Origin of the sequence: Streptomyces sp. NBC_01520 (assembly GCF_045040375.1) — a bacterium.
Taxonomy (GTDB): Bacteria; Actinomycetota; Actinomycetes; order Streptomycetales; family Streptomycetaceae; genus Streptomyces.
On sequence record NZ_CP109404.1, the window covers coordinates 3406227 to 3433061 of the forward strand.

The following is a 26835-nucleotide window of genomic DNA, read 5'->3' on the forward strand; positions in this document are numbered from 1 at the left end:
CGTTCGGTGCGTCTGGTCCCGTTATGGGCACCGGAGGGGTGAGCGCGTCCCTCAGGTGGCCCGCAGCCCGAAGGCCCGGCGGCGGTACGTTCGCGGGGCACGGCATCGCCACACACGCCAGAAGGAGTTCGCCATGGCCGAGGACATGCCCGCTCCGGGGCCGCTGGACGCGCTGACCGATGTGGCGGGGATCCGGGTCGGGCACGCCCGGGTGCCCGGCGAGGGCGCACTGAGCGGGACCACCGTCGTCCTCGCGCCGATGGGCGGCGCCGTCGCCGCCGTCGACGTCCGCGGCGGTGGACCCGGCACGAGGGAGACGGACGCGCTCGACCCGCGCAATCTGGTGCAGCGGGTCGACGCCGTGGTCCTCACCGGCGGCAGCGCGTACGGCTTGGACGCCGCGTCCGGTGTGATGGCGTGGCTGGAGGAGCAGGGGCGTGGGGTCCGGGTAGGCCCCGATCCCTCCCAGGTGGTGCCGGTCGTTCCGGCCGCCTGCCTGTTCGACCTGGGCCGGGGCGGCGACTGGCGGGCCCGCCCCGACGCCTCGACCGGCCGGTCCGCCGTGGAGGCCGCCGCCGCGGCGGCGGAGGGGGCGCCCGTCGCCGAGGGCACGGTGGGGGCGGGCACGGGTGCGGTGGCCGGACAGGTCAAGGGCGGGGTCGGCACGGCGAGCGTGCGACTGCCCTCCGGGACCACGGTCGCGGCGCTGGCCGTGGTGAACGCTGCGGGTTCCGTGATCGATCCGCGCACCGGAGTGCTGTACGGGGAGTACGGCGCCGGGGAGCCGCCCGTGCACCCCGCCCCCGAGATCCATGAGGCCGCCGGCCGCCGGCTGGCCGAGATCCGGGAGACCAAGGGGGGCAGGCCCTTCAACACCACGATCGCCGTCGTCGCCACGGACACCGTCCTCACCCGCGCCCAGGCGCAGAAGCTCGCGGGCACGGCGCACGACGGACTGGCGCGCGCCGTGCGGCCGGTCCATCTGCTGTCCGACGGGGACACCGTGTTCACCCTGGCGACCGGTCGACGGCCGTTGCCCGCGGAGCCCGTCGCCGAGCTGAACGAGATCCTGTCCGCAGGTGCGGACGCGCTGGCCCGCGCCATCGTGAAGGCCGTCCGGGCCGCACGGGGGGTCGACGGCCCCGGGGGTGCGTTCCCCTCGTACGGCGATCTCTACGGCGCGCCCTGACCGACCCGGGAACTTTCTGCGTGCGTCGTACGTTTTTTGCTAACCCCGGTCACGATGTCAGACCCAGGGACTACGTTATGCACGCATCTAGTAACACGCGGCGACGGCCTGGAGACAGCACCTTGAGCGATCCGTACGAGACAACCGAGCAGCACCTCGAGCGACTCCTGCGATGCGCCCTCAACTCCTTCGATCTGCCCGACACCACGGTCGACCGTCTCGGGACGGCCCTGGCGCACAGCAGTGCCCTGCATTCGTCCCATCACAGTGCCGTTCTGCACCGTGAGACCTACCGGCACACCTATCTGCTCGCCGACGGCACCGCACTCACCCTGTGGGAGCTGGTGCACGGCGGTGGCCGGGACATCCCGGTCCCCCGCCGGCACGAGCTGTACGACGACGAGGGGGAGGCCCAGATCGCCGCCGCACGGCTTGCGGGCACCTTCTGGGACACCCCGGCCTTCGGCGACGACAACCTGCGGGGGGACCTGGACGTCCTCACGCTCCTGATGTCCGTCCCTCCGGCGCCCCTCCCCCGCGTCTACGCCCCGGACAATTCGGCGGACCATGCCCGCCGGGTCCTGCGGCGCGCGGAGAACAGCGACCGGCCGGGCGCCGACACGGCGGGACTGCTCCGGGCCGCCTTCGCCCACCACATCACGCAGATCTTCGGCCGCCAGTGCCGCGTCGAAGGCCGCGACGCCGGATTCACGCTCTACGAGCACGCCTTCCTGCTGCTGGACGGCAGCGAGACGAGCCTGTGGGAGGTCGAGCACACGGCGACGCCCGACGGCCGTCATATGTGCGAGGTGTACGGGGACGAGGAGAGCGCACGCCGCGCCATGGAGAACCGCACCAGGATCTGCTGACCCGTACGGGCGCCGGGCGCGGAACGCGATCGCCCGTCCACCCCGGGAACGGGACGGACGGGCGAGGGCCGGTGGACCGCGGGGGTCGCGGCCCGCCGTGACCGCGGGTACGGGATCAGTGCGACAGGGCGGGCTCCTTGGCGACCTCGGCATCCGGCACCGGGGCCGTGTCGTCGCCGCCCTCCAGGTGCAGTTGCGGCTTGGCCGGCAGGGCGAACATCACGAAAAAGATCACCGTGAGCACCCCGGCCACCCACCACAGCGACTGCTGGAACGCGTTCACGAAGGCCGGTCCCATCTCCCGCGGTGCCAGGTCCTCGCCGATGGATCCGAAGAAGACGACGGACACGAGACCGAGCCCCAGCGCCGTACCCATCTGCTGCACGGTGTTGATCAGTCCGGACGCCGATCCCGAGTGCTCCTTCGGCACCCCGGAGAGCACCGCGTCGGTCAGCGGGGCCACGATCAGGCCCATGCCCGCACCCATGATCACCAGGGGCACGATCATCTGCCAGGGAGTGATGGCCAGGCCGTACCGCTCGGCCTCGGCGATGTAGACCAGCAGCCCGGCGATCATCAGCAGTGCGCCCGACTGGAGAACCTTGCGGCCGAAGCGGGGCACCAGCTTCTGTACGGAGATACCGGCGGCCACCGAGACGGAGATCGAGAACGGGATCCCGGTGGTGCCCGCCCGCAGCGCGCTCCAGCCGAGCCCCATCTGCATGTAGAGCGTCCAGACCAGGAAGTAGATGCCGAGGCCGAGACCGAAGGTCAGCTGTACGGCGATGCCCGCGGCGAAACTCTTCACCCGGAACAGTGACAGCTCGATGAGCGGGGAGCCGTCCCTGCTCGCCTTCTGCCGTTCGTACGCGATCAGCGCCGCGAACACCAGGAGGCTGGAGGCCATCGACACATATCCCCACACCGGCCAGCCCAGCTCGCGTCCCCGGGTCAGCGGGTAGAGCAGCATGAGCAGCCCCAGCGTCACCATGAACACACCGGCCAGGTCGAGACGCAGCGCCTTCGGCGCCTTGGACTCGCTGATGAACTTCCGTCCCAGGATCAGGCCGGCGATACCGACCGGCAGGTTGATCAGGAAGATCGGCCGCCACTCCAGGCCGAAGAGGTTCCACTCGGTGAGCAGTGCGCCGAGCAGCGGTCCGGAGACCGCGCCGAGCCCGACGATCGCACCGAAGAGGCCGAAGACCTTGCCGCGCTCGTGTGCCGGGAAGGTGGCGTGCACGATCGACAGGACCTGGGGCACCATCAGCGCGGCCATGCCGCCCTGCAGGATGCGTGAGGCGACCAGCATCTCCGGGTTCCCGGCGAAGCCGCAGAGGGCGGAGGCGATCGTGAAGCCGCCGATCCCGATGAGGAAGATCCGCTTGCGGCCGTGGATGTCACCGAGCCGTCCGCCCGTGATCAGGCCGGCCGCGAAGGCCAGGGCGTACCCGGCGGTGATCCACTGGATCTCGGAGAACGAGGCACCGGTGTCCAGGGTGATGCTCGGGATGGCGATATTGACGATCGTGACATCGACCAGGTCCATGAAGGCCGCGGTCATCACGATCGCGAGCGCGAACCAGCGGCGCCGGTCCGCCCGGTCCTGCGGGGCGTCCGGCCCCGTGGGCGCCGTGCGGGCGACTGCCGTGGACGGCAGAGATTCGGAAGAAGTCATAGGAAGAAGTTAGAAGTCCATTAGGTCAGATCGTGTCCTGATGGACCGGCATCCTGGATCCCATGACGGACACTCCGGCACGACTGCTGAATCTGCTGTCGCTCCTCCAGACCCCGCGCGAGTGGCCGGGCAGCGAGCTGGCCGAGCGGCTCGACGTCAGCCCGCGCACCATCCGCCGCGACATCGACCGGCTCCGCGACCTCGGGTATCCGGTCGAGGCGTCCCGTGGTTCCATCGGCGGCTACCGCCTGGTGGCGGGCAGTGCCATGCCGCCCCTGCTGCTGGACGACGAGGAGGCGGTGGCCATCGCGGTGGGACTGAGGGCCGGGGCCGGGCACGCCATCGAGGGGGTCGACGAGGCTTCGGTGCGGGCGCTGGCCAAGCTGGAACAGGTGCTTCCGTCACGGCTGCGGCAGCGGGTCTCCTCGTTGCAGAAGGCGACGGTGCCGCTCACCCGCGGCGACGGCTCGACCATCGACCCCCGGACCCTCACGGTGATCGCCTCGGCGGCCACCGGGCGGGAGCGGCTGCGCTTCGGCTACCGCGCGGGGGACGGCACCGCGTCGAGGCGCCAGGTCGAGCCGTACCGGCTGGTTAGCACGGGCAGCCGCTGGTATCTCGTCGCGTACGACATGGACCGCGAGGACTGGCGCACCTTCCGGGTGGACCGGGTGAACGAGCCGTTCCCTACCGGGGCCCGCTTCACCCCGCGCGAGCTGCCCACCGAGAGCGGGGACGCGGCGGAGTTCATCGCCCGGTCGATGACCAGGATGCAGCCGGAGCTCCGGATCGATGTGAGCTTCCGGGCACCGGCGGACTTCGTGACGGCACGACTGCCCGCGATCCTCGGCCCGGTGGAGCCGACCGGTGCCGGCAGTTGCCGGCTGCGCACGGTCTCCTCGGACTCGCTGGAGTGGGTGGCGCTGCGGCTGGCTCTGGTGGACTGCGAGTTCGAGGCGCACGGGCCGCCGCGGCTGGTGGAGTACCTGAGCGGACTGGGTGCCCGTCTGACCCGCGCCTCGTCGGCCGGGTCCGGGGGGAGCGGAAATGAATGAGCCCCGGCGCCGGGGGGGGTGGGCGCCGGGACTCAGCTCAGGGGACCGGTACGGGACCGGTCGTCGGGCCGGTGCGAACCGGCTTGATGGGGAGATTACGGGTTATTGGCTCACGCCGCAGCGTCAAAGCCCGTGTCGTGAGCCATTCGCTTCAATTCGAGCAATGCGTGCTTCTCGATCTGGCGGATCCGCTCCCGTGTCAGACCGTGCTGCTTGCCGACCTCGGTGAGGGTCCGCTCGCGGCCGTCCTCGATCCCGTACCGCATGCGGATGATGGAGGCGGTCCTGTTGTCGAGCTTGCCGATCAGGTCTTCGAGCTCCTCGCTGCGCAGCAGCGTCATCACGGACTGCTCGGGGGACACCGCGGAGGTGTCCTCCAGCAGATCGCCGAACTGGGTGTCCCCGTCGTCGTCGACGGACATGTTGAGGCTGACCGGGTCACGGGCCCAGTCCAGGACGTTGCCGACCCGCTCGGCGTTGGAGTCCAGCTCGGACGCGATCTCCGCGTGCTCCGGGTCGCGCCCGTGCTCACGGTTGAACTCACGCTGGACCCGTCGGATCCGGCCGAGCTCCTCCACGAGGTGGACGGGGAGCCGGATGGTGCGGGACTGATCGGCTATCGAGCGGGTGATGGCCTGGCGGATCCACCACGTGGCGTACGTGGAGAACTTGAAGCCCTTGGCGTAGTCGAACTTCTCGACCGCACGCACCAGGCCGGCGTTGCCCTCCTGGATCAGGTCGAGCAGCGGCAGGCCGGCCCTCGGGTAGCGCCGGGCCACGGCGACGACGAGCCGGAGGTTGGAACGGATGAATACGTCCTTGGCGCGCTCGCCGTCGGCAACCAGCGCCTCCAGCTCCTTGCGCTTCGCTCCGCCGGCCTCGCTCTCCACCTGGCCGTCGAGGATCTGCTGGGCGAAGACGCCCGCCTCGATCGTCTGTGAGAGCTCGACCTCCTTGGCGGCGTCGAGCAGTGGTGTGCGAGCGATCTCGTCCAGGTACATGCCGACCAGGTCGCGATCGGCGATCTCCCCGCCCACGGCGCGAACACTGCTTGCCCGGTCGGTCCCGCCAGAACTGGCGGACGAACGACGAGCGACGGCACGGGTTGCCATGCGAGCTCCCTTGCTGAGTAGGTCGCGACACCCTTCCGGGTGCCCTGCATCCGATGGAAACAACGACTGGAATCCGGACAGAATTCCCACGGCGACCATTCACTTTCGAGATCATGCAGTACCCTGTCCGCCCCGACAGGAGGACAGATGGCCCAGATACCCACAGAAGTGCAGGTCAGACCCGGCACGGAAGCTGATCTTGAGGCCCTGACGGCCATCTACAACCACTACGTCTGTGAGACCGCACTCACATTCGACACAGCGGCCTTCACACCGGCCGAACGTCTGCCGTGGTTGCGCTCACACCCTGAGGACGGTCCGTACCGGCTGCTGGTTGCCTCGGACGTCAGTACGTCGGACAACGCGCCCGCGGTCCTCGGCTATGCCACCAGCAGCCCGTACCGGCCGAAGGCGGCGTACAGCACCTCGGTCGAGGTGAGCGCCTACTGCGCACCGGGAACCACGGGCCGCGGCATCGGCACCCTGCTCTACAAAGCCCTCTTCGAGGCCCTTTCGGGCGAGGACGTCCACCGCGCGTACGCGGCGATCGCCCAGCCCAACGAACCGTCCGTCCGGCTGCACGACTCCTTCGGCTTCCGCCACGTCGGGACGTACACCGAGGTGGGCCGCAAGTTCGGCCGGTACTGGGACGTGTCCTGGTACGAGAAGCCGATGCTCAGCCGAACTGGACCGAGCGCTTCGCCAGACCCATCCAGAACCCGTCGATGACACTGCGTCCCTGATCGAGTTCGCTCTCCGAAGCACCCAGCGTCACGAACAGCGGGGCGAAGTGCTCGGTGCGGGGGTGGGCCAGCTTGCCCGCGGGCGACTTGCGTTCGAAGTCCAGCAGCGCGTCGATGTCCTGAGCCTGCAGCGCCCGGTGTCCCCAGTCGTCGAACTCCGCCGACCAGCCGGGGGTGCCGGGCTGCCGCAGCGCCGCCAGGTTGTGCGTGAAGAAGCCGCTGCCGACGATCAGCACACCCTCGTCGCGCAGCGGAGCGAGCTTGCGCCCGATATCCATCAGCTTCCGCGGGTCCAGCGTCGGCAGCGAGATCTGGAGTACGGGGATGTCCACGTCCGGGAACATCTCGACGAGCGGCACGTACGCCCCGTGGTCGAGGCCGCGGTCGGGGATGTCCTGGACCGGCGTACCTGCGGCGCGCAGGAGCTTGCGTACATCCTCCGCGAGCTTCGGGGCACCCGGGGCCGCGTAACGCACCTGGTAGTAGTGCTCCGGGAAACCCCAGAAGTCGTAGACGAGCGGCATGGTCTCGATGGCACCGAGGGCGAGCGGGGCCTCCTCCCAGTGGGCGGAGACCATCAGGATCGCCTTGGGGCGCGGGAGTCCGGCGGACCAGGCGGCAAGCTCACCGGGCCAGACCGGGTCGTCGGCGAGCGGCGGCGCGCCGTGGGAGAGATAGAGGGCCGGCATCCGCTCCGTAGTGACAGTCATGACACTCCCATTCCTCCGCCGATCAAGGTATGTGTTCTCTACAGGCACCTGGAAACAGGCGCCTGAGCCGAGCACCGGGGATTCGACAGATCATCTCTTTGAATCTTCAAGTTCCTACTACCGGAGACCTTAGCTCTATCTAGTTCAACTTTCAAGAAAAGGTCGTACAGTGAAGTACATGACCACGACATCCACCGGCGGGCCTCGTTGGCTCACCGACGAAGAGCAGAGCGTGTGGCGCACCTATCTCCATGCCACCACGCTCATGGAGGACCATCTCGACCGCCAGTTGCAGCGCGACGCCGGCATGCCGCACGTCTACTACGGGCTGCTCGTCCAGCTCTCCCAGGCGCCGCGGCGCCGGATGCGGATGACCGAGCTGGCCATGGCCGCCAAGATCACCCGCTCCCGCCTCTCGCACGCCATCGCCCGGCTGGAGAAGAACGGCTGGGTCCGCCGCGAGGAGTGCCCCTCCGACAAGCGCGGCCAGAACGCGGTCCTCACGGACGAGGGTCTCGAGATGCTCGCCCGGTCCGCTCCGGGGCACGTGAACGCGGTGCGCCACGCGATGTTCGCCCGGCTCACCCCAGAACAGGTGGTGAGCCTCGGCGAGATCATGCAGGTCATCGCCGCCGGACTGCAGCCGGAGGGCACGGACGCGGATCTGCCCTGGCTCCGCTGAGCGGAGCCAGGGCAGATCCTGGGGCACGCAAGGCGTGTCAGGCGATGTCAGGCGGCGCCTGGTGCCGTACCACCTGCCACACCCCTCACGGCCGTCGTACCGTTACGGCCGTCACGGTTCAGTGCGCGATGACCGGGATCTTGAACTCGTCCTCGACGCCGTCCGCACGCTCTCCGGAACCGTCAGCCGAAATGGCCGTTCCGGCGCCCGGACGCCCGGTGTTGATCAGCACCGTCGCGATGGCCGAAGCGGCGACGAGAATGCCCACCGCCCACCAGATCGCGCTGGCGAAACCAGTGACCATGGCCTGCATCTGCAGCAGCTTCGGGTCGGCGGCACCCGCGGCGTGGTCCGCGATGTACGCGGTGGTGGCACCGGCGGCGATCGTGTTGAGCAGCGCCGTACCGATGGCTCCGCCGACCTGCTGCGAGGTGTTCACCATCGCCGAGGCCACACCCGCGTCACGCGGCTCGATGCCGTGCGTGGCCAGCGACATGGCCGGCATGAACGCCGTGCCCATGCCCAGGCCGAGCAGCAGCTGGCCCGGCAGGATGACGCCCGCGTACGAGGTGCCGAGATCCAGCTGGGTCAGCAGCAGCATGCCGATCGCGGCCACGAGGAATCCGGGGCCCATCAGCAGGCGCGGCGGAACCCGGGTCATGAGCCGGGTTCCGATCTGCGTGGAGCCGATGATCATGCCCGCGATCATCGGGAGGAACGCGAACCCGGTCTTGACCGGGGAGTATCCCTTCGCGACCTGCAGGTAGTACGTCAGGAAGAGGAAGAGCCCGAACATCGCGATGATGGCGAGGCCCAGGGAGAGGTACACCCCGCCGCGATTGCGCTCGGTCAGGACACGCAGCGGCAGCAGCGGCGACTTGACGCGCGACTCGGTGACGACGAAGGCCAGGAGCAGCACGGCGGCCGCGATGAACATGCCGACGGTCAGCGAGTCGGACCAGCCGGCCGACTCGGCGCGGGTGAAGCCGTACACCAGCGCGACCAGGCCGAGTGTGGACAGGACGACGCCGGGGATGTCGAGCGGCGAGCGGTTACGGCCACCGGCCGGCTCACGGATGACGAAGTAGGCACCGGCGGCGGCGACGATCGCGAACGGGATGTTCACGAAGAACGTCCAGCGCCAGTTCAGGTACTCGGTGAGGAAGCCGCCCAGGATCAGGCCGACCGCGCCACCGCCACCGGCGATGGCTCCGTAGATACCGAAGGCCTTGGCGCGCTCCTTGGCGTCGGTGAACATCACGGCGAGCAGCGACAGGGCCGCGGGCGCGAGCAGTGCGCCGAAGGCACCCTGCAGGGCGCGGGAGCCGAACATCATCGCCTCACCCTGGGCGGCGCCACCGATCGCGGAGGCCGCGGCGAAGCCGATCAGGCCGACCACGAACGTGCGCTTACGCCCCCAGAGGTCCGCGATGCGTCCGCCGAAGAGCAGGAGTCCGCCGAACGCGAGCGCGTACGCGGTGATGACCCACTGCTTGTTGCCCTCCGAAATGCCCAGGTCGGTCTGGGCGGAGGGCAGCGCGATGTTCACGATGGTCGCGTCGAGCACGACCATCAGCTGGGCGAGGGCGATGAAGGCCAGTGCTTTCCAGCGACTGGGATCAGGAAGCCGGACGTCGGCTGTTCTTGACATGGGAGTAGCCACCTAAGGACGCGCGTGGACGCGAAGAGTCGTGGGACCGGGGAGGCAGCCCGCGGACGGATCGGCGGGCACCACCGGAAGAGGGTGTGCCGGACTGGCGGTCGGACCTGCTGGTCAGGCCCCGACCTGCTTCATGTGGGTTCTGTCGGCCGCTCGGGCCCGTGGTCTATTGGGTCTCTGGTGCTGCGCGGGCGTCAGTCCCCGCGGCGCAGGTCCTCCATGGTCGCCGCCGATCCGGGCAGTTCGGAGCGGGCCGGTGCTTCCAGGCCGTCCAGGAAGAGCTGCAGATGGCGGTGAGTGAACCGGTCGATGCTCGGGCAGGCGATGCCGGGCAGTGGCCGGGTGAGCTGGGAGAGGGCGACGAGTACGTCACCGACCGCGATGTCGGTACGCAGCCGCCCCGCGGACATGGCGCGCTCCACGAGCCCTTCGACGACCTCTTCGAGGCGACGACGCTCGGCGAGCAGTTCGGGATGGCTCTTGTCGAAGCCGCCGGACAGCATCGGGCACAGGGCGCCGATCCGTTCGTCGGCCGCCGCGTGCACGAAGCGGCTGAGCGCGGCGAACGGGTCGGACTCCGCCGCCACGGCTTCCTGCGCGCGCTCCGTGGTGCGCGAGGTGACCGAGAGGACGACTTCGTGGACGAGCGCGGCACGGTCGGGGAAGTTCCGGTAGAGCGTGGCGTTGCCGACTCCGGCACGGCGTGCGACCTCGTCGAGAGGCACGTCCGGCCCGAACTCGACGAACATCTCACGAGCGGCCGTCACGATCCGCTCCCGGTTGCGCAGGGCGTCGGCCCGCGGACGGGGCGTACGGCGCTGCGCGGCGCAGGAGGCGGTTTCGGCGACGGTCTCCACGGCTGCGGCCCTTCCTTCGACGTGTGGACGATCCCTGGAACAACCGGGGACCGCTTCCCCGTTTCGCGGGGACACATGGTCAAACGGGGAAAGTGTCCCCGGATATTTCCCGCCACTATGTGACCTGAGTCACATCACCTGAAGGGGCAGAACCCTCCATCGGCTCACCCAGCGAGCGGACCCCCACGGCCCGGCACAGGCTGATCGCCAGAGCGCAGTCAGGGCCGGCCGGCTGCCGCGGACCCGAAGGCGACGCCCTATGCAGCAGCCCCGCCAACGAATACGCGGATACCGTCGCCCCCTCGCCCTCGCCGGGGCTACGGCCCTGGTCATCGCGACCATGGCCTCGGCCAGCTCCACCCTCCCCGTCGCCAGCCGCGCCTCCGCCGGACCGGTGGCCGCACCCCGGGGAACCGGCCTCGGCCCGTGCCGGATCCCCGCGACCATGGGCGTACAGATGTCGGAGGGCATGCCGACACCGCCGGGGTACGCGCGTTCCACCGGGCAGATCAAGGCCCTCAATCTGATGATCGACTTCCCGGACGCACAGGCGACGGAACCGGCGGCGGACCGGCTCGCGGAATTCTTCCCGCAGACCTCCGACTGGTTCCGCACCAGCTCCTACGGCCGGCTCACCTACGTACCGGATGCGCCCGTGAACGACTGGCTGCGGATGCCGCTGCCTTTCGCGGAGTACGGCATAGAGCGCGGCTCACCCTACGAACCGGGCTACCGCAAGCTCGTCAAGGACCTCGTGGCCGTCGCCGATCCGAAGGTCGACTTCGCTGCGTACGACCTGGTCAACGTCCTGGTCACCCCGAACGCGGGCCCTTCCGCACTGGACACCGTCCTGTCGGTGACCTTCTCCGGCAACGACGACGCCCCCTTCGCCGACGGGGTACCGCTCGCCAACACGTCCTTCGTCTACAGCCGTCAGGACGACGGCTCGGGATCGTACGCGGAGACCGGCTACCGGGTCCTGCCCCACGAGAACGGCCATGTCTTCGGACTGCCCGACCTCTACACGACGGAGGGCGGCGGCTCCGTGGGGCACTGGGACATCATGTCCGAGGACTGGGGGGCCAACAACGACCTCCTGGCCTGGCACAAGTGGAAGCTCGGCTGGCTCGACAACAGCCAGGTCCGCTGCGCCGCCATGCCCGGCACCACCGAACACGTCCTCGAACCACTGGCCACGGAGGGCGGCACGAAGCTGGCCTTCGTGCCGCTCAGCGCCCAGTCCGGCTACGCCGTGGAGGTACGGACCCCTGCGGGCAACGACGAAGCGGTCTGCAGGCCCGGCGTCCTCATCTACAAGGTGAGCTCCGACGTGGACACCGGCCAGGGCCCGGTGTCCGTCACGGACAGCACCGAGGACAGCGGCGGCTGCACCCGGCGGCCCAACGTCCACGCCGAACTCTCCGACGCCCCCTTCGAGCCCGGCGAGACCTTCACCGACCGGCCGCACGGGATACGCGTATCCGTGCTCTCGGAGGGGGCCGACGGAAACTACCGGGTGCGCATCACCCGGCCCTGACGGCTGGACGCGTCACCCGGCCCTGACGGCGCGCTCAGCCCTCACGCCTCCGCGCCCGCTCCTGGACCGGCCCGCGCAGCTCCCGCTTGAGGATCTTCCCCGTCGCGTTCCGGGGCAGCGGCTCGTGGGTCACCAGCACATGGGCCGGCACCTTGAACGCGGCGAGAGTCCGCCCCACCTGCGCCCGCAGTTCCTCGACGGAGACGACGGCACCGGCACGCAGCCGGACCACCGCTGCGACCTCCTCACCGAGCACCGGGTGGGGAACCCCGAGCACTGCCACGTCCTCCACGTCGGGGTGGTCGTGCAACGCGGCCTCGACCTCCACGCAGTACACGTTCTCGCCTCCCCGGATCACCATGTCCTTGATCCGGTCGACGACGGTGACCCGCCCGTCCCGTACGACGGCGAGATCGCCCGTCCGGAACCAGCCCTCGCTGAACGCCTCCTCCGTCGCCGCCTCGTCGCGCCAGTAGCCTCGAATCAGCGACTGGCCGCGGAGCCACAGCTCACCGACCTCACCTTCGGGAAGCTCCTCCCCCGCCGCATCGGCGATCCGCACCTCGGTGACGGGCGTCGGGGTGCCGACGCTCTCCGGGTGCGCCCGGTAGGCGGCACCGAAGTTGGCCAGCACCCCGCCGCTGGTCTCGGTCAGGCCGTAGCCGTTGCGCGGCTCGATGCGCTCGCCGTGCCGGGCGGTGAGCCGGGCGACCAGATCCGGCGGAGCCGCAGCGCCGCCGGTGTTCAGCATCCGCAGACTCTCCAGACCGTCGCCCGCACGGTCCGCCGCGGCAAGCAGTTGGAGCGCGGTGGCCGGAACACCGGCGTAGTGCGTGACCCGGTGCCCACGGATCAGCCGCAACGCCTCGTCGGTATCCCACTTCCGCATCAGAACGAGGGTCCCGCCCGCCGCCATCGCCGCGTAGAGACTGGTGAACGCCGCGACATGGAAGAAGGGGAACGTCATCAGGGTGACCGGCGTCGGCCCCTGCCCGGGGATGACCCCGCGGCCCAGTGCGGACGCCGCCGCCTGGTAGCGCGGGTTGAGGGCCGCACCCGCCTGGGCGAGGTGTGTGGCGACGGCCCCCTTGGGGCGCCCGGTGGTGCCGGAGGTGTAGAGGATCGTGGCGTCGTCCTCGGGCCGGATCTCCACGTCGGGCGGCGCGGCCAGCGGGTCGGGCTCGGGCAGGTCCGCGTATCGCTCGGCCCTGCCCGGGAGCCCGGCCCCTCCGGGTCCGGTCCCTTCGACTCCGACCCCCTCGTCGTGGAAGACGACGAACCGTGCCCCGGCCTTCTCCCCCCAGTCCGCCACCTTCAGCAGCTGTTCCCCGTCGACCAGCAGCACCGACGGCTCGCAGTCGTCGAGGGCGTGGTGGAACTCCCCCTCGGTCCACCATGTGTTCAGCGGGACGGCGACGAGTCCGGCCATCTGCACCGCCCAGAAGGCGATCTGCCACTCCGGGTGATTGCGCATCGCGATCACCGCCCGATCACCGGAGCGGAGCCCGTACGGCCCGGCGAGCCGCCGCGCCAACGCGGACGCCGCGGCGAAGAACTCCGCGTAGGTGCAGGTTCTTTCACCGGCGATCAGGAACGGCTGGTCCCCGAAGGCCCAAGTGGTCTCCACGAACTCGTGAAGCGTACGAGGCCCGTTGACGTAGACGAACGGACCGTGCTCGGCGCGCACGACGGCGAACGGAGCACCCCGGGCGGTCAGCGTCGCCTCGCTACGGGCACGGGTGGCGGCCGCCTTGTCGTCGGGACCGGGGGGCGGGGCGGGTGTGGGGTCGGTGTGCGGCACGAACGACCTCTCCAGGCGCTGTCTCGGCAACCCGGCGACGCTATGCCCGCACCCCGACTCCGTCAAGAATCCTCAGCCCGGCCCGATCAGGCCTTGCTCCTGGCCCCCGGAACCTCCTTCATCGCGTCGACTATCGCTCGCTCCGTGATGGCCGTGTGCCCGATCACCGTGCCGGCCTTGATCCCCTCCGCGTCACGCATCTGTACCGTGCGCTCGCCCAGATAACTGAAGGTCTCCGCGTCGAAGATCCACTCGGTGCGGTCGCCGGAGGTCTCGTCGGTCCGGGCGATGGCGATGCCGTGCCGGCCCACCGCGTCGGTCGTGTCGTCCACGACCACGACGCCCGGAATCTTCGCAGCGGCCCGATACAGCGCCGAAGCCAGCTCCGCCGGCATCACCTGCTCCATCACCAGGTCGCCGATCGTGGTGAAGGCCTGCTGGTCGGGGCCGTTGCCCTGCCCCTCCGTCTCCTTGTAGATCTTCTTCAACAGCTCGTCCGGATCGGTGGTCATCGTCTTGAGGTAGTCGTAAGTGGGCGCGCCTATGCTCGGCCTCGCCGGATCATCGCGGTCGTCGTCGAGAGTCAGTCCGTCCTCGGACGTGTTGTCGTTGCCCGGCTCGATCAGCCAGCCCTTGCGGCCGTCCGGCGACATCCACACCTGGCGGGGGTGCAGCTTCTGCACATAGGTCCTGCTCTCCCCCGTGTCGACGTTCTGCGACATCTCCAGCCAGGAGACCTGGCTCTTGATGTAGAGGAACTGGCCCGGCCGCGGCTCGGGCAGCTTCTCCCGCTCCGCCGCTCCGGAGATCCGGTCGACCGTGCTGCTCAGCCCGTCCGTCGTCCCCTGGGCCACCTGCACGATCGACGCGGGAACGGCTCCTTCCGGTGGGCCGGCGGCTTCACCGGCCCCCCGCCCCGTGAACTGCACGGCCCCGGCCACTCCGGCCAGCACGGCGACGGCGACGGCCGCACCGACCAGCGCGAGCCGACGTCCGCCACGGCGCGGCCTCTCGGGAGGCGGGGCCGGGAACATGATCACGGGCTGCGGCTGCGCTTCCGCCGCCTTCTGGGACCGTGTCTGCTGGATCTCGTTCATCAGGTGCTCCTCGAGCGTGGTCAGGCGGTCGTGGGGCAGCACCGGATCGCCCGGCGGAGGCAGCAGCCCCGCCAGCTCCGCATGGTCGAGCGGCTCTCGGCGCCGCCGCCAAGGGGTGCGATTCATCGGCTTCTCTCCTCGTTCGACCGGACCGCATCGATGCGGCCACCCTGTACTTGTCCGCCCGTCCTGACCGGTTCCGTCTTTTCCCGTCGGCGCCGCAACTCCCCGTCCGTCAGCTTGCGCAGCCGTACCCTGGCCCGCGAGAGCCTGGACCGCACGGTGCCGACCGGAACCCCGAGCGCCTCGGCCGCCTCCGCATAGCCGAGACCGGACCACACGCACAGCGCGAACACCTCTCGCTCGCCCTTGCGCAACTGCGCCAACGCGGTCTTCGCCGCAGCCAGTTCCTCGGAGTCGGTGATCCGGCCGACCAGCTCGTCCGCGAAGTCGGGCAGCACGTCCCTTAACGGCAGCCTGGCCAATGCCCGCTCATGCCGCCGGACCGCCCGACCGGTGTTGCGCAGTACGTTGACCGCGATCCCCATCAGCCACGGCCGTGGGCTGTCCCCTTCGTCCCGCAGCTTTTCGCGCAGCCGCCAGGCCTCCAGGAAGGTCAGCGACACGATGTCTTCCGCCGCGGCCCAGTCCCCCGTCGTCCGCACCGCGTGCCGGAAGACGAGCTGGGCGTGGTCGCGGAACAACTCCCGGAAGGCCTCCGGGTCCCCTGCGCGGATGCGGGCATGCATCGAGTAGTTCACTTCCTGACTTGTCCGCCCACGCCGAACAGTTCCTGTGATCCGCATCACAATTCAAGCGGCCCCGTGCGCCCGCCCACGATCCACCCCGAGCCGCACCCTAATCTCCCAGGCCCTCGGCCACACCGATCCGGTACCCTGTCGTGTGCACTGGCCTTCGTAGCTCAGGGGATAGAGCACCGCTCTCCTAAAGCGGGTGTCGCAGGTTCGAATCCTGCCGGGGGCACCAGGGAAAAGGCCCGGACCGATCATGGTCCGGGCCTTTTTGACGGCACCATTTGACGGCAGTCGCGCCTCAGGCGCCCGGCAGACGGCGCTTGAGCAGGCGGTCCATGTGGATGATCGCCTCACGCTGGGTGTCGTGGACGACGTGGGTGTAAACGTCCATCGTGATGCTGATCTGACTGTGGCCGAGGATCTCCATGATGACCCTCGGCGCGACGTCGGCCGCCGTCAGCAGCGTGGCGCAGCCGTGCCGGGCATCGTGCAGCCGGACCACCCGCAGACCGGCACCTGCAGCGACCCGCGTGAACGAGCGGTAGACGTTCCGGGGCTCCACCGGCCGGCCGTTCCTCGTGGCGAAGATGTAGCCGCCCTCGGACCATGCGACGCCCGTATCGGCGAACGTCTCCCGCTGCTTCAGCCGGTGCCAGCGCAGCGGCGCGACGCACAGGGCTGGCATCGGCACGACCCTGCGGCGCCTGCTCTTGGGGTCGTCGTCGTACAGCGTGCCCCTGCGGCGCTGGGTCTGGTGCCGGACGTGCAGCACCCGGTTGTCCAGGTTCCACGTCCGTCCAGCGCAGGCCCACCAGTTCACCGCGCCGCAGTCCCATGCAGATGGCCAGCATGAACGCGGCATACAGCGGGTCGCGGCGCGCGGCCTCCAGGAAGGACAGGGTCTCTTTCAGTGACCACGGGCTGATCTCCCGCTGCTTCACGCGGGGCGGCTCCACCAGGGAGGCGACGTTGCGCGTGATCAGTTCCTCTCGGACCGCCGCGGTGAGCGCCGTACGCAGCACCCGATGGGCTTCCTTCGCCGTGGCCGCTGTCTGGGCGGCCTGCACCCGGGCGATGAACCGGCGCACGTCGGCGACGCTCAGCGTCTCCAGCCGCTTGGTGCCGAGCATGGGAATCAGGTAGAGGCAAACGTGGGCCTCGTACTTGTCCAGAGTGCTGAGCTTGCGACGCGACTGGACGTAGTGCTCCAGCCAGTAGGGCAGCCACTCGGAGAGCTTGGCCGACCTGGTGGGCGTCGGGATGCCCTGCCGGTCGCGCAGGACCAACTCCTGCCGCTTGGTGTCGCATTCCTCCCAGGTGGCCCCGTAGACGGTCTTGCGCTTGCGCGTGCCGTCGGGCTGGGGGACGTAGACGCGCGCTTCGTACCGCCCGTCCTTGCGCTGCCAGATGCTGCCAGCGCCGTTGGGGTTCCTCTTCTTCGGGGCCATCAGGCGGCTTCCTCCAGCTTGGCTTCCATGAAGGTGCGGAGAGATTCGGCGGGGATGCGGCGGGACCGTCCGATGGTGATGCTCGCCAGCTCCCGCGAGCGGATGAGGTCGTAGACCTTGAAGCGACTGAGACGCAGGGCCTCCATGACTTCGGGAACGGTGAGTGCTCTGTGGGTGGTGGGCAGCACTGAACTCACTACGGCCTCCAAGAGGACGGCGAATGCCGGGGCCTTCTTCGCTCTGGGGAATCCGCAACATCCGCCACGCCGCAACATTGCAGGTCAGCGGCCTGAATCTGTGGCGGATGCTGTTTCTGTTGCGGATAGGTGCCGCCGCACGCGGGCGCGGCGGCACCTATGGCGGGTGGCGTCAGACCACGCTGCGGAGGGTGGGTGTGGCGGATTCCGCAAACATGTGGCGGGTCCCGGAAGAGCCTTCCGCCACAGATTCACCCCCGTTGACCTGCGGTGTTGCGGATGTTGCGGATGCCTGGGGGTTGGGGCGGCAGTAGCGGTTCCACGCGTCGGTGAGGTCTTCGGCGTAGTAGCCCTTGGGGGTGGTGCTGCCTACCCGGATGCCCTTGGGCTTGATCGGGGTGTTGTCGGGCCGCACGTACTGGCTCAGGAGCTTGGACAGCCGTCGGGCGGTGAGCGGCTTGATGGCCTGCCCGTCCTCACTCAGGTCATCCCAGGGAGCGTCGTCGATGGAGAGAAGGACTTCGAGGATGGCCGCGGTGGGCATCTTGTCGACGCCGCAGAACACCTTGTCGCGCAAGTCGGTCAACAGCCGCACACCGAGGGAAGCTTCGTCGTTGCTGGCCGCAGACTTGATGAGCTCAATGCACGCCACTCGGGCCCGGCCAGTGCCCGCCAGCCGCGTCCGCGACCGCGAGCAACGGTTCCCACACGTCCGCCGGCCGGTCCGTGACGCCCTCAGGCATCTCGGGCCACGCGTCGGAAACCTGGTCGTGCAGCGTGGCAGTCCAGTCTGCGAGCCGGTCCCGGAGGAGGTGGCCTTGCTTCTCGTGGACGCGGCGCCGGTAGGGCTCGCACTTCTCGTTGGGGGCCTTCTTGCGCATGCGGATGATGACCGACCTGGTCAGGATCGTGTCGGGCAGGGAGCCGAGTCCGGCCATGGCGACCGCGCAGAACGAGGGGAAGAAGGCTGCTTTCTGTTCGGATCCGTCTCCGACGCAGCGCAGGGACTTGGCGCCCCGCCGATAGCCGGAGTTGAGGAAGCCGCGGACTTCCTCGTTCCCGCCCGCCTTGGGGCCGAAAACGGTGTCGATCTCGTCGAAGAGAAGGGTGGGTGTTCCCTCGTCTGCGGAGACGAGCCGGAACAGAGCGTTCGCGGAGGCATTGACGGTAGTCGCCGCGCGGGGGGTGAGGGTTTCGATGATCTCCAGGGCTCGTGACTTCCCGGAGCCGGGTTCAGGGCTGAGAAAGGCGATGCGGGCGGTGCCGTCGAGAGCGTCCATCAGGTGGGCGTGTGCGTCCCACAGGGCTACGGCGACATAAGCGTGTTCGGTGGGAACGTTGAACCGGCGGTGGAAGGCTTCCACCTCGTCGAGGCACCGGGACCCCGCAGGGCGGGATCCTGTCGCCGCTGCTGGCCAACATCGCACTCTCGGTCCTGGACGAGCACATCGCCCAGGGCCCCGGAGGACCAGATGGCACCTCCGAGGATCGGCGCAGGAGACGGCGCCGAGGATTGCCCAACTACCGGCTGGTCCGGTATGCGGACGACTTCCTCGTACTCGTCTTCGGGCGCCGGGAACATGCCGAGGAACTACGCGACGAGGCCGCAGAGGCATTGAAGCCAATGGGCCTTCGCCTGTCGGTGGAGAAGACAAGTATCACGCACATTGACGAGGGCCTTGATTTTCTCGGATGGCGCATCCAGCGTCACCGGAAAGTTGGCACTGATCGGCAGTACATCTACACCTATCCGGCGCGGAAATCAGTGCGTTCCGTAACGGGCAAGGTGAAGGAACTGACCGGACGACAGAACGTCGGCTTGTCGCTGGAGTCCTTGCTCCACCGACTGAACTCGGTGCTGCGGGGATGGTGCGCGTATTTCCGTCCCGGAGTGTCGAACGTCGCTTTCTGTTACCTCAGCCACTACGCGTGGATGAGGGTGACACGATGGATCCGACGCAAGCACCCCGGGATCACTTGGAAACAGCTCCGCCGACGCTATTACGGCGGCGGCTGGTGGCCCGTCACAGAGGAAGCGGAACTGTTCAACCCGGCCAAGGTAAGCACGACCAGATACCGATACCGGGGAAAACTCATTCCGGCTCCGTGGCCCACTACGGCATGAGGAACTGAACACCCCGGAACGGGATTTGTGGAGAGCCCGGTGCCTGGAGACGGACACGCCGGGTTCGGGAGGCGGCTCGGGGAAACCCACTGGTGGAAACACCAGCAGGGCGCCCCGAGTCGACCTCACTCAGACCGCCGCGGGAGCGTCCGAGGGCATGGTCGGCCGGCTCGCCGACCGGGGCCGGGGTGGAGGGTGTGCGGCGGATTGTGACGTCACCGTTGAGGTGCCTACCGCCGCTGAGCGCTTGGATTTTCGCCGTGTCATGATCGGCGAACTTCGGCCCCCTGGGGGTCACGCACTCAGGGGTGGGCAGATGCTCTGGATTGATGGGCTGCTTGCGGTGATGTCGGTACTCGTGGCGGTCGCGGGAATGGCTGCGGTCGGAACCGGGTGGGTGTTGCCGTGGCTACGCAAGAAGGTGTTCCGTCGCCGCCTGTGGGGGTGCGGGTCGTTGCTGCTGGCTGCGTGCTGTGCGTACGCGCTGTTTGACGGTCCGAGGATGATGCACATTCCGTTCGGCAACCCTGCGTCAGCAGGCTCGCTGATCAGCCTGGCAATGATGTGGGCTGCGCAGCGGCCGACCAGGGCAGTGACCCCACCGTCCATCAGGCCGGAGGCCGATCCACAGCCGCGGTAGGCCGGGGGTGCACGGCCGTGTCTTCGTCAGTCTCGGAGGGATTTGAGGTGACGGGCCTCGGCTGCCTGTTCACGAACGTAGGGGTCGACGTCCCCCGCCAGCCGGTCGAGCACAGCCGCGGTCGCAAGGTCTTCGGGCTCCGGGGCGGGAAGGGCGGAGAGTCGCACCTGCAGGGAGGAACCGTCCAGCAGGGTCAACAGCAGGTCGATGGCTGCCGGGTCTGCCCCGCGACTGCCGATCCGAAAGAAACGGCCTAGATGTCTAGAGGATCTTACGAGTTGGTGCGTGATAGCGGGTGAGGCGTGCTGGTCCGTTGGAGGACCGCTGTTCAGGTTTGAGCGGTTCGGTCGGAGACGAGGCCGGCGATGGCGCGGTAGGTGTCGGGCAGGCGGTCGCGGCGATGGGTCCAGCGCGTCAGTTGCTTCCAGCGTTTGTGATCGGCGAGGGCGTGTTCGACGGTGATGCGGTCGGAGGAGTGCCCGTGGCGGTCGCGTTCCCACTGTTCGACTCTGCCGGGCAATGCTCCAGGGCGGGGTTTTCTGGGCGGTGTGATCGCTTGCCCGCGGTGGTCACGGCTCAGGCCGAGGTAGCCGTCGTCCAAGAGGACCTCGACGTCGGGGAAGTGCTGGAAACAGGCGGCGATGCCCTCGTTGCGGGCGGCTGTGGCGTCGTGCATACGTCCGGGACGCAGGGCGTCGGTCCATAGCGTGCGGCCCTGCCAGTCGGCTATCACGGTGGCTTTCATCGTGTTCTGCTTCTTCTTGCCCGAGACGAACGCACGGCGTCCGCCGCGGTTGGCCGGCGGCCTGCGGACCTGGATCTCGGTGGCGTCCAGTCGCAGCTCGACGCCTTCGGCCTGGGCATAGGCGAACACATCCGTCAGCGTCCGAAGACGCAGACCGGGACGGTCGGGGACCGCGCACCCCCGCTCGGCCAGGAGTGTGCGTATCTCTGCGATCGCGCGGGTGATGGTGGAGCGGTCGACGCCGAACAGCAGGCCCAGCACCGAATGCGGCAGGTCGTGCCGCAGATGGATCAGCGTAGCCACCAGCCGGTCGATGAACACCAGCTTATGGCGGGCGCCGGCACCTGCGGCCCGCTTCCGGACTCCTCCTCGTGCAGCATGGCGTCGACTCTCGAGTTCGGCCCCCCACGGAGCAGCCAACTCCTCGACAAGACACGCGAGATGCTCGCGAGAGATCCCAGTGAACAGCTGATGCGCCAGCACTGTCCGATTGACCATGATCACCACACCCGGATCATGCCACCTGCCTGGCGCGACGCCTCACCCGCTATCACGCACCAACTCGTAAAGCGGGTGTCGCAGGTTCGAATCCTGCCGGGGGCACAGCAGAGCAGCAGGCCGGAGGCCCTGCCGTCCTAGCGGACGGCAGGGCCTTCGTACTCCGCACACATAGGGCAGACATGGGCACCGCGCAAAGGGCAGGGAGCTGCCGCAAAGTGCGCTGCCGCAAGGTGCCTGCGATGGCCAGTCGGCCCGGCGCCCGTACCAGAAGGCGGTCGATCGTCTGAGAGCCGGGCGGCTCGCGGCACGAGCGAGGTCCTGGCGCTCCCGGGCACCTCGGTGGACGTGCGAACAACCGAACCGGAGTCCTCGCTTCACTCGGCGGAGTGGAGTCGGACGCCCTCGGGGGGACTTCGGCCTCGCCATGCCCCGGTCTCGTTGTGGCGTGCCAAACGATGAGCACATGTCACTGAACAGTCTGCGTTCGCTGGCCCGCCGCGTGGTTCCCACGTTGCTGGTCGCCCAAGCTGCCTTCCTCCCCCTTCAGCCTGCCTCTGCTGCCGAGCACATGGCACACCCGTGTCGGTCGTTCGCCGGTTGCGGCTCGGTCGTCGTCGCCCCTGTCTCCCAGGCAGCCCCGGACCACGGTGACTGCACCAGCCCGGAACCGGTCGTGTGCCTGATCCGGAGCGAGACCCCGGAGGAGCGCGAGGTCGCCCGCGATCAGCGGTTGCGCTATCACGACCTCCTTGAGGACATGGAGCGCAAGGAGTGCGCCATGCGCGCCGAAGGGCGCTCGGAGGAGGACATCGCCCGCACTCTGGTCCAGATGCGCAACGACGCCAAGGACGTCGTCCGCGCCGGCATGACCCGAGAACAGGTTGCGGAACTGGAGGCACGCAACCAGAAGAAGTACGGCAACCCGCTCGGCCCGACAGCGGACCAGCTCTACATGAAGTACGGCTCCTGGGAGAAGGTCGCCGAAGCCGCCACGCGTTCGAGCGCGGCCGTGGATCACGAACTCGGTCTGGAATTCCGCCACTGCTCCTGCGATGTGCTCCAGGCGGCGTGATTCGGTCCCACCCACGCTCGACGCGTGCGCGGCCACAGCTCTGTCCACGAGCGTAGCGGGATCGAGTACGAAGCCGCGTGCAACCGCCCGGGCAGGACAACACGGCGTGCAGGCTCGGCGCTGCGCCGCCCGGCTCGAACCGGCCCGTCCACGTAACCCCGTACCCCGTGCGCCGGGGCGTGGACGGGCCCGTTCACCGGTCCCGGGAGGGCTCCGTCAGGGGTGTCCCGTCGGTCGCGGACGGGCCGCGGCCGACGGGGTGGCGCAGGGCGCAGAGGCAGCCGAGGCGAGTGCGACGGCCATGCCGTAGAACACCCACTGGTCTGCCTCGGCGAAATCCATGCGGATCGCGGACATCGCGTCCGGCATGGCCGTCGCGGCGGGGCGTCGCCGGTGGGGGTGCGGGCGTCCGCGTTGCCCGTGATCGCCTCCGTCACCTCCCGGGCCACGGAGTGCTCCACGTCGGACGACAACTGGCGTGCCTGGAGCGTGTCCACGACCTTGTCGGTCATGGTGTGCGTCAGCAGGGTGCCGAAGACGGCCAGGCCGGCACTCGCCGCGTAGTTGCGGACGGTCTGGGTGATGCAGGTGACCTCGCCGTAGGAGGCGTCGATCGCGCGGTTGACGGCGTCGTCGAGGCCGGGGCGAGGATGAAGCCGATGCCCGCGCCGGCGAGGGCGGCGCAGAACCACTGGTCGTGCATGGACAGGTCGGTCAGCTTGCCGGCCCACAGCGCGAAGCCGACGGCTCCGACGACACAGCCGATCCTCATCACCGGGCGGGCACCCCGCTTGTCGAGGATGCGGCCGCCCCACTGGGAGACGATCGCGAACCCCACGAAGAAGTACAGGAGGTACGGGGCGGACTGGTTGGGCGAGGCGCTGAGGGAGACCTGGGCGTAGACGGAGGCGAAGAAGAACAGCGGGACGAACGCCGGCATGGCGAAGAAGAGCACCAGCGCGTCCACGGTGAAGGCGCGTTCGCGGAAGACCGCGAGGTTGACCAGCGGGTGACGGGTGCGCAGTTCGTAGCGGCAGAAGACATGCAGGATCGCGAGGCCGCCGACGATGCAGGCCCAGGTCGCCGCGCTGCTCCAGCCCCAGGCCGACGCCTGCTGGAAGCCGAGCACGCTCAGGCCCATGCCGGCGGTGATCAGAAGCGCTCCCGTGACGTCCAGCGACTCGTCCTTCCGGCGGTCGGAGATACGGGCGAGCGCGGTGAGGATCAGTGCCACGATCGCCACCGGGACGTTGATCCGGAAGATCGAGCGCCAGGTCCACGCCGTCAGCCAGCCGCCGAGCAGCGGGTCCAGGCGGTGAGTGCGCCGGTGTGGCCGAAGAACAGGGCGAGGGCGCGTCCCGCCGCTCGATCGGGAACACCGCGACGACGTCGTGACGGGGAACGGCCCCGGGCGTCGTCACAGAGAAAGGCGCCGGGCGTCGTCACAGAGAAAGGCGCCGGGCGTCGTCACAGAGAAAGGCGCCGGGCGTCGTGACAGAGAAAGGCGCCGGCTGGGCACGGTCGGATCACGGCACGCCTCACGCCGTATCCGCAAGCCCCGAGGATCCACGTCCGCGGAGGAATTACGTCGAACGGATCCGGACGGTCCGGAAACCGCCGGAGCGTCGCTTGAGAACACACGTCGCAGCCTGTTGTGCTGGGTCCGACAAGCGATCAAGTGAGATTCGAGGGCGGCGAGGGATGCTCGCCCGGTAGCTACTTTCGACCAGGAGGTCCCATGACCACCGCAGAGATTCCCGCGAAGGCCAAGGAAGTACGGCTGGCCGCCCGTCCGGACGGTGCACTCACCCTCGCCGCCTTCGAGGTCGTCGAGGCGGAGGTGCGCGAGCCCGCCGACGGCGAGGTCGTCGTACGTACCGACTACCTCCAGCTCACCGCAGTGATGCAGGACCTCATGAAGCCCGAGCCCAATCTGCCGATGCCCGGCTATCAGGTCGGCGAGACCCTCTGGGGCGGCGGGGTCGGCACCGTGGTCGCCTCCAAGAGCCCGGACCTGGCGGTCGGCGACGTCGTCCAGAACATGGGCGGCTTCCGCGCATACTCCGTCGGCCCGGCGGGTGAGAACTGGAAGCTCGACCCCAAGGCTTTCCCGAGCCCGCTCCACCACCTGACGCAGGGCGTCACCGCCTACCACGGCATCGTGGACATCGCCGAGGTCAAGGACGGCGACACCGTCTTCGTCTCCGGCGCTGCGGGCGGGGTCGGTTCGCTGGCCGGCCAGATCGCCAAGCTCCAGGGCGCCAAGCGCGTCATCGGTGCCGCGGGCAGCAAGGCGAAGGTCGACTACCTCGTCAACACCCTTGGCTACGACGCCGCCTTCGACTATCACGACGGCCCGGTCGTGGACCGGCTCCGCGAGCTGGCCCCGGACGGGATCGACGTCTTCTTCGACACCGTGGGCGGCGAGCAGTTCGAGGCTGCCGTCCAGGCTGCCGCGTCGAACGCCCGCTTCGCGCTCTGCGGTGCGCTCGCCGGCCAGGTGGGCGAGTCGATCGGCGCGTTCCCGCGGCTCGACGTGATGACGTCGATCGTCAAGCAGATCTCGATCCGCCCCTTCTCGACCTACCACACGCCGGAGCAGATCTGGGCGTGGAACTCGGCGTTCGCCGCGTGGACGGCCGAGGGTCGCTTCGTGCTCCCGCAGACGGTCGTCGAGGGTGGTCACGACGCCGCTCCGCAGACTCTCATCGACCTGCTCGGTGGGAAGTTCACCGGGAACGTCATCGTGAAGGTCTGACCTTCGGACGTGTCGGTGTTCCGACGTGCTGAAGGCTCCATGGCCTTGATGTGCCGACGTTCTGCCACACTGCCAACTGCCGTACGAGCAACAGGCCGACGGCCGCCGCGCGGGTCCACCGCACGACGGCCGTCGCGCCTTTTCGGGGTCCGGGACGGCCGGTCGGCCGGCCCGGACCGTCAGCAGAACCTGGTCCGTAGGAGGACGCCCGACCATGACCGACAGCATCACCCGGCAGGACGTGACCGCCCGACGGCTGGCCCGGCACAGGCTGGACCGGCCGGCACCGCCCGGCGAGCTCCCCGGTGTGGTGGGCGCCATGTGCGGGGCGCACGCGCAGGTGATGTCCGCGGCCGAACTGTCCGTCGGGCTGCGGACCCTGGGGACGACCCGTACGGATGTGCGCGACGCGCTCTGGGAGGAGCGCACGCTGGTCAAGGCGTTCGGTCCACGCGGCACGGTCCATCTGCTGCCGTCCGCCGAGCTGCCCTTGTGGACCGGGGCGCTGGCGGCCGTACCGACTCCCTCGTCGAGCATGCCCCAGCGCGCCCGGATGGACGCGGCGCAGACCGAGGCCGTGGTGGCCGCGGTGGCCGACGCGGTACGGGACGTGGAGCCGCCCACCATCGACGAGTTGAGCGAGGCGGTCATCGCGCGCCTCGGTGACTGGGCCGCCGATCTCGTGGTGCCCGGCTTCACCGGGATGTGGCCGCGCTGGCGACAGGCGCTGCACACCGCCGGGCACCGGGGGGCGATGTGCTTCGGGCCGAACCGGGGCCGGAAGGTGACGTACACCAGTCCCGACCGCTGGCTCCCCGGCTTCGCGCCCGCACCGGCCGAGGAGGCGCTCGCCGAGGTCGTACGGCACTACCTGCACACGTACGGCCCCGCGACCTCGCAGCAGTTCGCGCAGTGGCTGAACGCACCCCGCCGGTGGGCGGCAGAGCTGTTCACATCGCTCGGGGACGAGCTCCGTCCGGTCGATGTCGAGGGCAGCCCGGCCTGGCAGCTCGCCGCCGACGCAGGGACGGAACAGCCTTTCGTGGAGCATGAGTTGCGACTGCTCCCGTACTTCGACGCCTATGTCGTCGGCAGCCATCCCCGGGAACAGGTGTTCCCCGGACCGGCCGGGGAGCGGGCCCTCTCCAGCGGCCAGGCGGGGACGGTGCAGGTGATGACGATCGGCGGTGCGGCGGCCGGGGTGTGGCATCAGAAGCGTTCGGGGCGCAAGGTCGAGCTGCGGGTCGAGGCGTTCACCGAGCTGACCAAGCGCCGGCTGGACGAGCTGGACGCCCAGGTGGAGCGGATCGGCGAGATCCTGGAGGCGAAGCCGGTGCTGACGCTCGGGGCGGTGGACACCGGCAAGCACCTCTGAGGCGGCCTGCGGTCACGGTGGCCCGGCGGGGTGGCGGCGGAGCCGAGAACCCGTCAGGACCGCGTGGAAGGCCGGTCCCGGCGGGGTGGCGGCGGAGCCGAGAACCGGTCGGGACCGCGTGGAAGGCCGGTCGAGGCCCGGTCGGTTACGCGATCCGCAACCGGTCGGGGCAGGGTGGAGGCGAGTCGGGGGCGGGACGAGGGCGGATCGGGGGCAGGTCGCGGCCCGC

Annotated in this window: 20 protein-coding genes, 1 tRNA gene and 3 pseudogenes; 11 read left to right on the top strand and 13 right to left on the bottom strand. The window is 69.3% G+C overall.

What is annotated here, in order from left to right:
• Positions 1-133 precede the first annotated feature (133 nt).
• Together OG524_RS15330 and OG524_RS15335 are read left to right on the top strand one after the other, a co-directional pair.
• Positions 134-1189 (top strand): P1 family peptidase, encoded by a 1056-nt coding sequence (locus tag OG524_RS15330; RefSeq protein WP_405390263.1) that lies wholly within the window; start codon positions 134-136, stop codon positions 1187-1189.
• A 122-nt stretch (positions 1190-1311) separates the two neighbouring features.
• Complete coding sequence (locus OG524_RS15335; protein ID WP_405390262.1) at positions 1312-2058, top strand: DUF6227 family protein; 747 nt, start codon at positions 1312-1314, stop codon at positions 2056-2058.
• A 115-nt stretch (positions 2059-2173) separates the two neighbouring features.
• Here the strand turns inward: OG524_RS15335 and OG524_RS15340 are convergent, their stop codons facing one another.
• Complete coding sequence (locus OG524_RS15340) at positions 2174-3736, bottom strand: MFS transporter (protein ID WP_405390261.1); 1563 nt, start codon at positions 3734-3736, stop codon at positions 2174-2176.
• Positions 3737-3798: 62 nt separating this feature from the next.
• Here OG524_RS15340 and OG524_RS15345 point away from each other — a divergent pair, with 62 nt between their 5' ends.
• Positions 3799-4791 carry a helix-turn-helix transcriptional regulator gene (locus tag OG524_RS15345; protein WP_405390260.1) on the top strand — a complete coding sequence of 331 codons (993 nt, stop codon included), beginning with the start codon at positions 3799-3801 and terminating at the stop codon, positions 4789-4791.
• A gap of 110 nt (positions 4792-4901) precedes the next feature.
• Here OG524_RS15345 and OG524_RS15350 read toward each other — a convergent pair whose 3' ends face one another.
• Positions 4902-5903, bottom strand: coding sequence for an RNA polymerase sigma factor RpoD/SigA (locus OG524_RS15350; RefSeq protein WP_405390259.1), 1002 nt, complete (start codon positions 5901-5903; stop codon positions 4902-4904).
• 147 nt (positions 5904-6050) lie between these two features.
• On the opposite strand from OG524_RS15350, the gene OG524_RS15355 reads away from it, so the two are divergent.
• Positions 6051-6632: a GNAT family N-acetyltransferase gene (locus tag OG524_RS15355; protein ID WP_405390258.1), complete on the top strand. Its 582-nt coding sequence runs from the start codon at positions 6051-6053 to the stop codon at positions 6630-6632.
• On the opposite strand, the gene OG524_RS15360 is transcribed toward OG524_RS15355, so the two are convergent.
• A complete protein-coding gene (locus OG524_RS15360) occupies positions 6580-7356 on the bottom strand; it encodes a dioxygenase (protein WP_405390257.1) in 777 nt (258 codons plus the stop codon). The genes OG524_RS15355 and OG524_RS15360 overlap by 53 nt on opposite strands.
• Positions 7357-7525: 169 nt before the next feature.
• Here OG524_RS15360 and OG524_RS15365 point away from each other — a divergent pair, with 169 nt between their 5' ends.
• Positions 7526-8038: a MarR family winged helix-turn-helix transcriptional regulator gene (locus OG524_RS15365; RefSeq protein WP_405390256.1), complete on the top strand. Its 513-nt coding sequence runs from the start codon at positions 7526-7528 to the stop codon at positions 8036-8038.
• A gap of 118 nt (positions 8039-8156) precedes the next feature.
• Here OG524_RS15365 and OG524_RS15370 read toward each other — a convergent pair whose 3' ends face one another.
• Both OG524_RS15370 and OG524_RS15375 read right to left on the bottom strand, forming a co-directional pair.
• The gene (locus OG524_RS15370) at positions 8157-9689 is read right to left on the bottom strand and encodes an MFS transporter (protein WP_405390255.1); all 1533 of its coding nucleotides are present in this window, start codon (positions 9687-9689) and stop codon (positions 8157-8159) included.
• 203 nt (positions 9690-9892) lie between these two features.
• Complete coding sequence (locus OG524_RS15375) at positions 9893-10555, bottom strand: TetR/AcrR family transcriptional regulator (RefSeq protein ID WP_405390254.1); 663 nt, start codon at positions 10553-10555, stop codon at positions 9893-9895.
• Positions 10556-10814: 259 nt separating this feature from the next.
• Between OG524_RS15375 and OG524_RS15380 the strand changes: the two genes are divergently transcribed.
• Complete coding sequence (locus OG524_RS15380) at positions 10815-12092, top strand: M6 family metalloprotease domain-containing protein (RefSeq protein ID WP_405390253.1); 1278 nt, start codon at positions 10815-10817, stop codon at positions 12090-12092.
• Positions 12093-12126: 34 nt separating this feature from the next.
• Here the strand turns inward: OG524_RS15380 and OG524_RS15385 are convergent, their stop codons facing one another.
• The 3 genes from OG524_RS15385 to OG524_RS15395 all read right to left on the bottom strand — a co-directional run bounded on the left by OG524_RS15385 (position 12127) and on the right by OG524_RS15395 (position 15739).
• Positions 12127-13893 (bottom strand): class I adenylate-forming enzyme family protein, encoded by a 1767-nt coding sequence (locus OG524_RS15385; RefSeq protein ID WP_405393188.1) that lies wholly within the window; start codon positions 13891-13893, stop codon positions 12127-12129.
• 86 nt (positions 13894-13979) lie between these two features.
• Positions 13980-15116: a CU044_5270 family protein gene (locus OG524_RS15390; protein WP_405390252.1), complete on the bottom strand. Its 1137-nt coding sequence runs from the start codon at positions 15114-15116 to the stop codon at positions 13980-13982.
• A complete protein-coding gene (locus tag OG524_RS15395; RefSeq protein WP_405810679.1) occupies positions 15113-15739 on the bottom strand; it encodes an RNA polymerase sigma factor in 627 nt (208 codons plus the stop codon). Before OG524_RS15395 ends, OG524_RS15390 begins: the two co-directional genes overlap by 4 nt.
• 162 nt (positions 15740-15901) lie before the next feature.
• Between OG524_RS15395 and OG524_RS15400 the strand changes: the two genes are divergently transcribed.
• A tRNA-Arg gene (locus OG524_RS15400) sits at positions 15902-15977 on the top strand.
• A 66-nt stretch (positions 15978-16043) separates the two neighbouring features.
• Here OG524_RS15400 and OG524_RS15405 read toward each other — a convergent pair.
• The 3 genes and pseudogenes from OG524_RS15405 to OG524_RS15415 form a co-directional block, all read right to left on the bottom strand.
• Positions 16044-17193, bottom strand: a pseudogene (locus tag OG524_RS15405) (tyrosine-type recombinase/integrase).
• A complete protein-coding gene (locus OG524_RS15410; protein ID WP_405390250.1) occupies positions 17193-17390 on the bottom strand; it encodes a helix-turn-helix domain-containing protein in 198 nt (65 codons plus the stop codon). The pseudogene OG524_RS15405 and the gene OG524_RS15410 overlap by 1 nt, the downstream one beginning before the upstream one ends.
• A 172-nt stretch (positions 17391-17562) precedes the next feature.
• Positions 17563-18817, bottom strand: a pseudogene (locus OG524_RS15415) (DUF3631 domain-containing protein).
• A gap of 8 nt (positions 18818-18825) precedes the next feature.
• Between OG524_RS15415 and OG524_RS15420 the strand changes: the two are divergent.
• Positions 18826-19515 (top strand): group II intron maturase-specific domain-containing protein, encoded by a 690-nt coding sequence (locus OG524_RS15420; RefSeq protein WP_405812463.1) that lies wholly within the window; start codon positions 18826-18828, stop codon positions 19513-19515.
• 968 nt (positions 19516-20483) lie between these two features.
• On the opposite strand, the gene OG524_RS15425 is transcribed toward OG524_RS15420, so the two are convergent.
• Positions 20484-21398, bottom strand: a complete 915-nt coding sequence (locus tag OG524_RS15425; protein WP_405393186.1) for a transposase family protein — start codon at positions 21396-21398, stop codon at positions 20484-20486.
• Positions 21399-21864: 466 nt separating this feature from the next.
• On the opposite strand from OG524_RS15425, the gene OG524_RS15430 reads away from it, so the two are divergent.
• Positions 21865-22473 (top strand): hypothetical protein, encoded by a 609-nt coding sequence (locus OG524_RS15430; RefSeq protein ID WP_405810681.1) that lies wholly within the window; start codon positions 21865-21867, stop codon positions 22471-22473.
• A gap of 193 nt (positions 22474-22666) precedes the next feature.
• Here the strand turns inward: OG524_RS15430 and OG524_RS15435 are convergent.
• Positions 22667-23861, bottom strand: a pseudogene (locus OG524_RS15435) (MFS transporter); the annotation flags it as partial.
• A gap of 350 nt (positions 23862-24211) precedes the next feature.
• Between OG524_RS15435 and OG524_RS15440 the strand changes: the two are divergent.
• Together OG524_RS15440 and OG524_RS15445 are read left to right on the top strand one after the other, a co-directional pair.
• Positions 24212-25231, top strand: a complete 1020-nt coding sequence (locus tag OG524_RS15440) for a zinc-binding dehydrogenase (protein WP_405390248.1) — start codon at positions 24212-24214, stop codon at positions 25229-25231.
• Between the two features lie 214 nt (positions 25232-25445).
• Positions 25446-26606 carry a winged helix DNA-binding domain-containing protein gene (locus OG524_RS15445; RefSeq protein WP_405390247.1) on the top strand — a complete coding sequence of 387 codons (1161 nt, stop codon included), beginning with the start codon at positions 25446-25448 and terminating at the stop codon, positions 26604-26606.
• The last annotated feature ends 229 nt before the right edge of the window (positions 26607-26835 follow it).

What these genes read in the sequence shown, in the direction of transcription:
- OG524_RS15330 (WP_405390263.1), top strand. Translation starts at nt 134, where the DNA reads ATGGCCGAGGACATGCCCGCTCCGGGGCCGCTGGACGCGCTGACCGAT.
- OG524_RS15340 (WP_405390261.1), bottom strand. Translation starts at nt 3,736, where the DNA reads ATGACTTCTTCCGAATCTCTGCCGTCCACGGCAGTCGCCCGCACGGCG.
- OG524_RS15345 (WP_405390260.1), top strand. Translation starts at nt 3,799, where the DNA reads ATGACGGACACTCCGGCACGACTGCTGAATCTGCTGTCGCTCCTCCAG.
- OG524_RS15350 (WP_405390259.1), bottom strand. Translation starts at nt 5,903, where the DNA reads ATGGCAACCCGTGCCGTCGCTCGTCGTTCGTCCGCCAGTTCTGGCGGG.
- OG524_RS15355 (WP_405390258.1), top strand. Translation starts at nt 6,051, where the DNA reads ATGGCCCAGATACCCACAGAAGTGCAGGTCAGACCCGGCACGGAAGCT.
- OG524_RS15360 (WP_405390257.1), bottom strand. Translation starts at nt 7,356, where the DNA reads ATGACTGTCACTACGGAGCGGATGCCGGCCCTCTATCTCTCCCACGGC.
- OG524_RS15370 (WP_405390255.1), bottom strand. Translation starts at nt 9,689, where the DNA reads ATGTCAAGAACAGCCGACGTCCGGCTTCCTGATCCCAGTCGCTGGAAA.
- OG524_RS15380 (WP_405390253.1), top strand. Translation starts at nt 10,815, where the DNA reads ATGCAGCAGCCCCGCCAACGAATACGCGGATACCGTCGCCCCCTCGCC.
- OG524_RS15390 (WP_405390252.1), bottom strand. Translation starts at nt 15,116, where the DNA reads ATGAATCGCACCCCTTGGCGGCGGCGCCGAGAGCCGCTCGACCATGCG.
- OG524_RS15395 (WP_405810679.1), bottom strand. Translation starts at nt 15,739, where the DNA reads ATGCATGCCCGCATCCGCGCAGGGGACCCGGAGGCCTTCCGGGAGTTG.
- OG524_RS15425 (WP_405393186.1), bottom strand. Translation starts at nt 21,398, where the DNA reads ATGGTCAATCGGACAGTGCTGGCGCATCAGCTGTTCACTGGGATCTCT.
- OG524_RS15430 (WP_405810681.1), top strand. Translation starts at nt 21,865, where the DNA reads ATGTCACTGAACAGTCTGCGTTCGCTGGCCCGCCGCGTGGTTCCCACG.
- OG524_RS15440 (WP_405390248.1), top strand. Translation starts at nt 24,212, where the DNA reads ATGACCACCGCAGAGATTCCCGCGAAGGCCAAGGAAGTACGGCTGGCC.
- OG524_RS15445 (WP_405390247.1), top strand. Translation starts at nt 25,446, where the DNA reads ATGACCGACAGCATCACCCGGCAGGACGTGACCGCCCGACGGCTGGCC.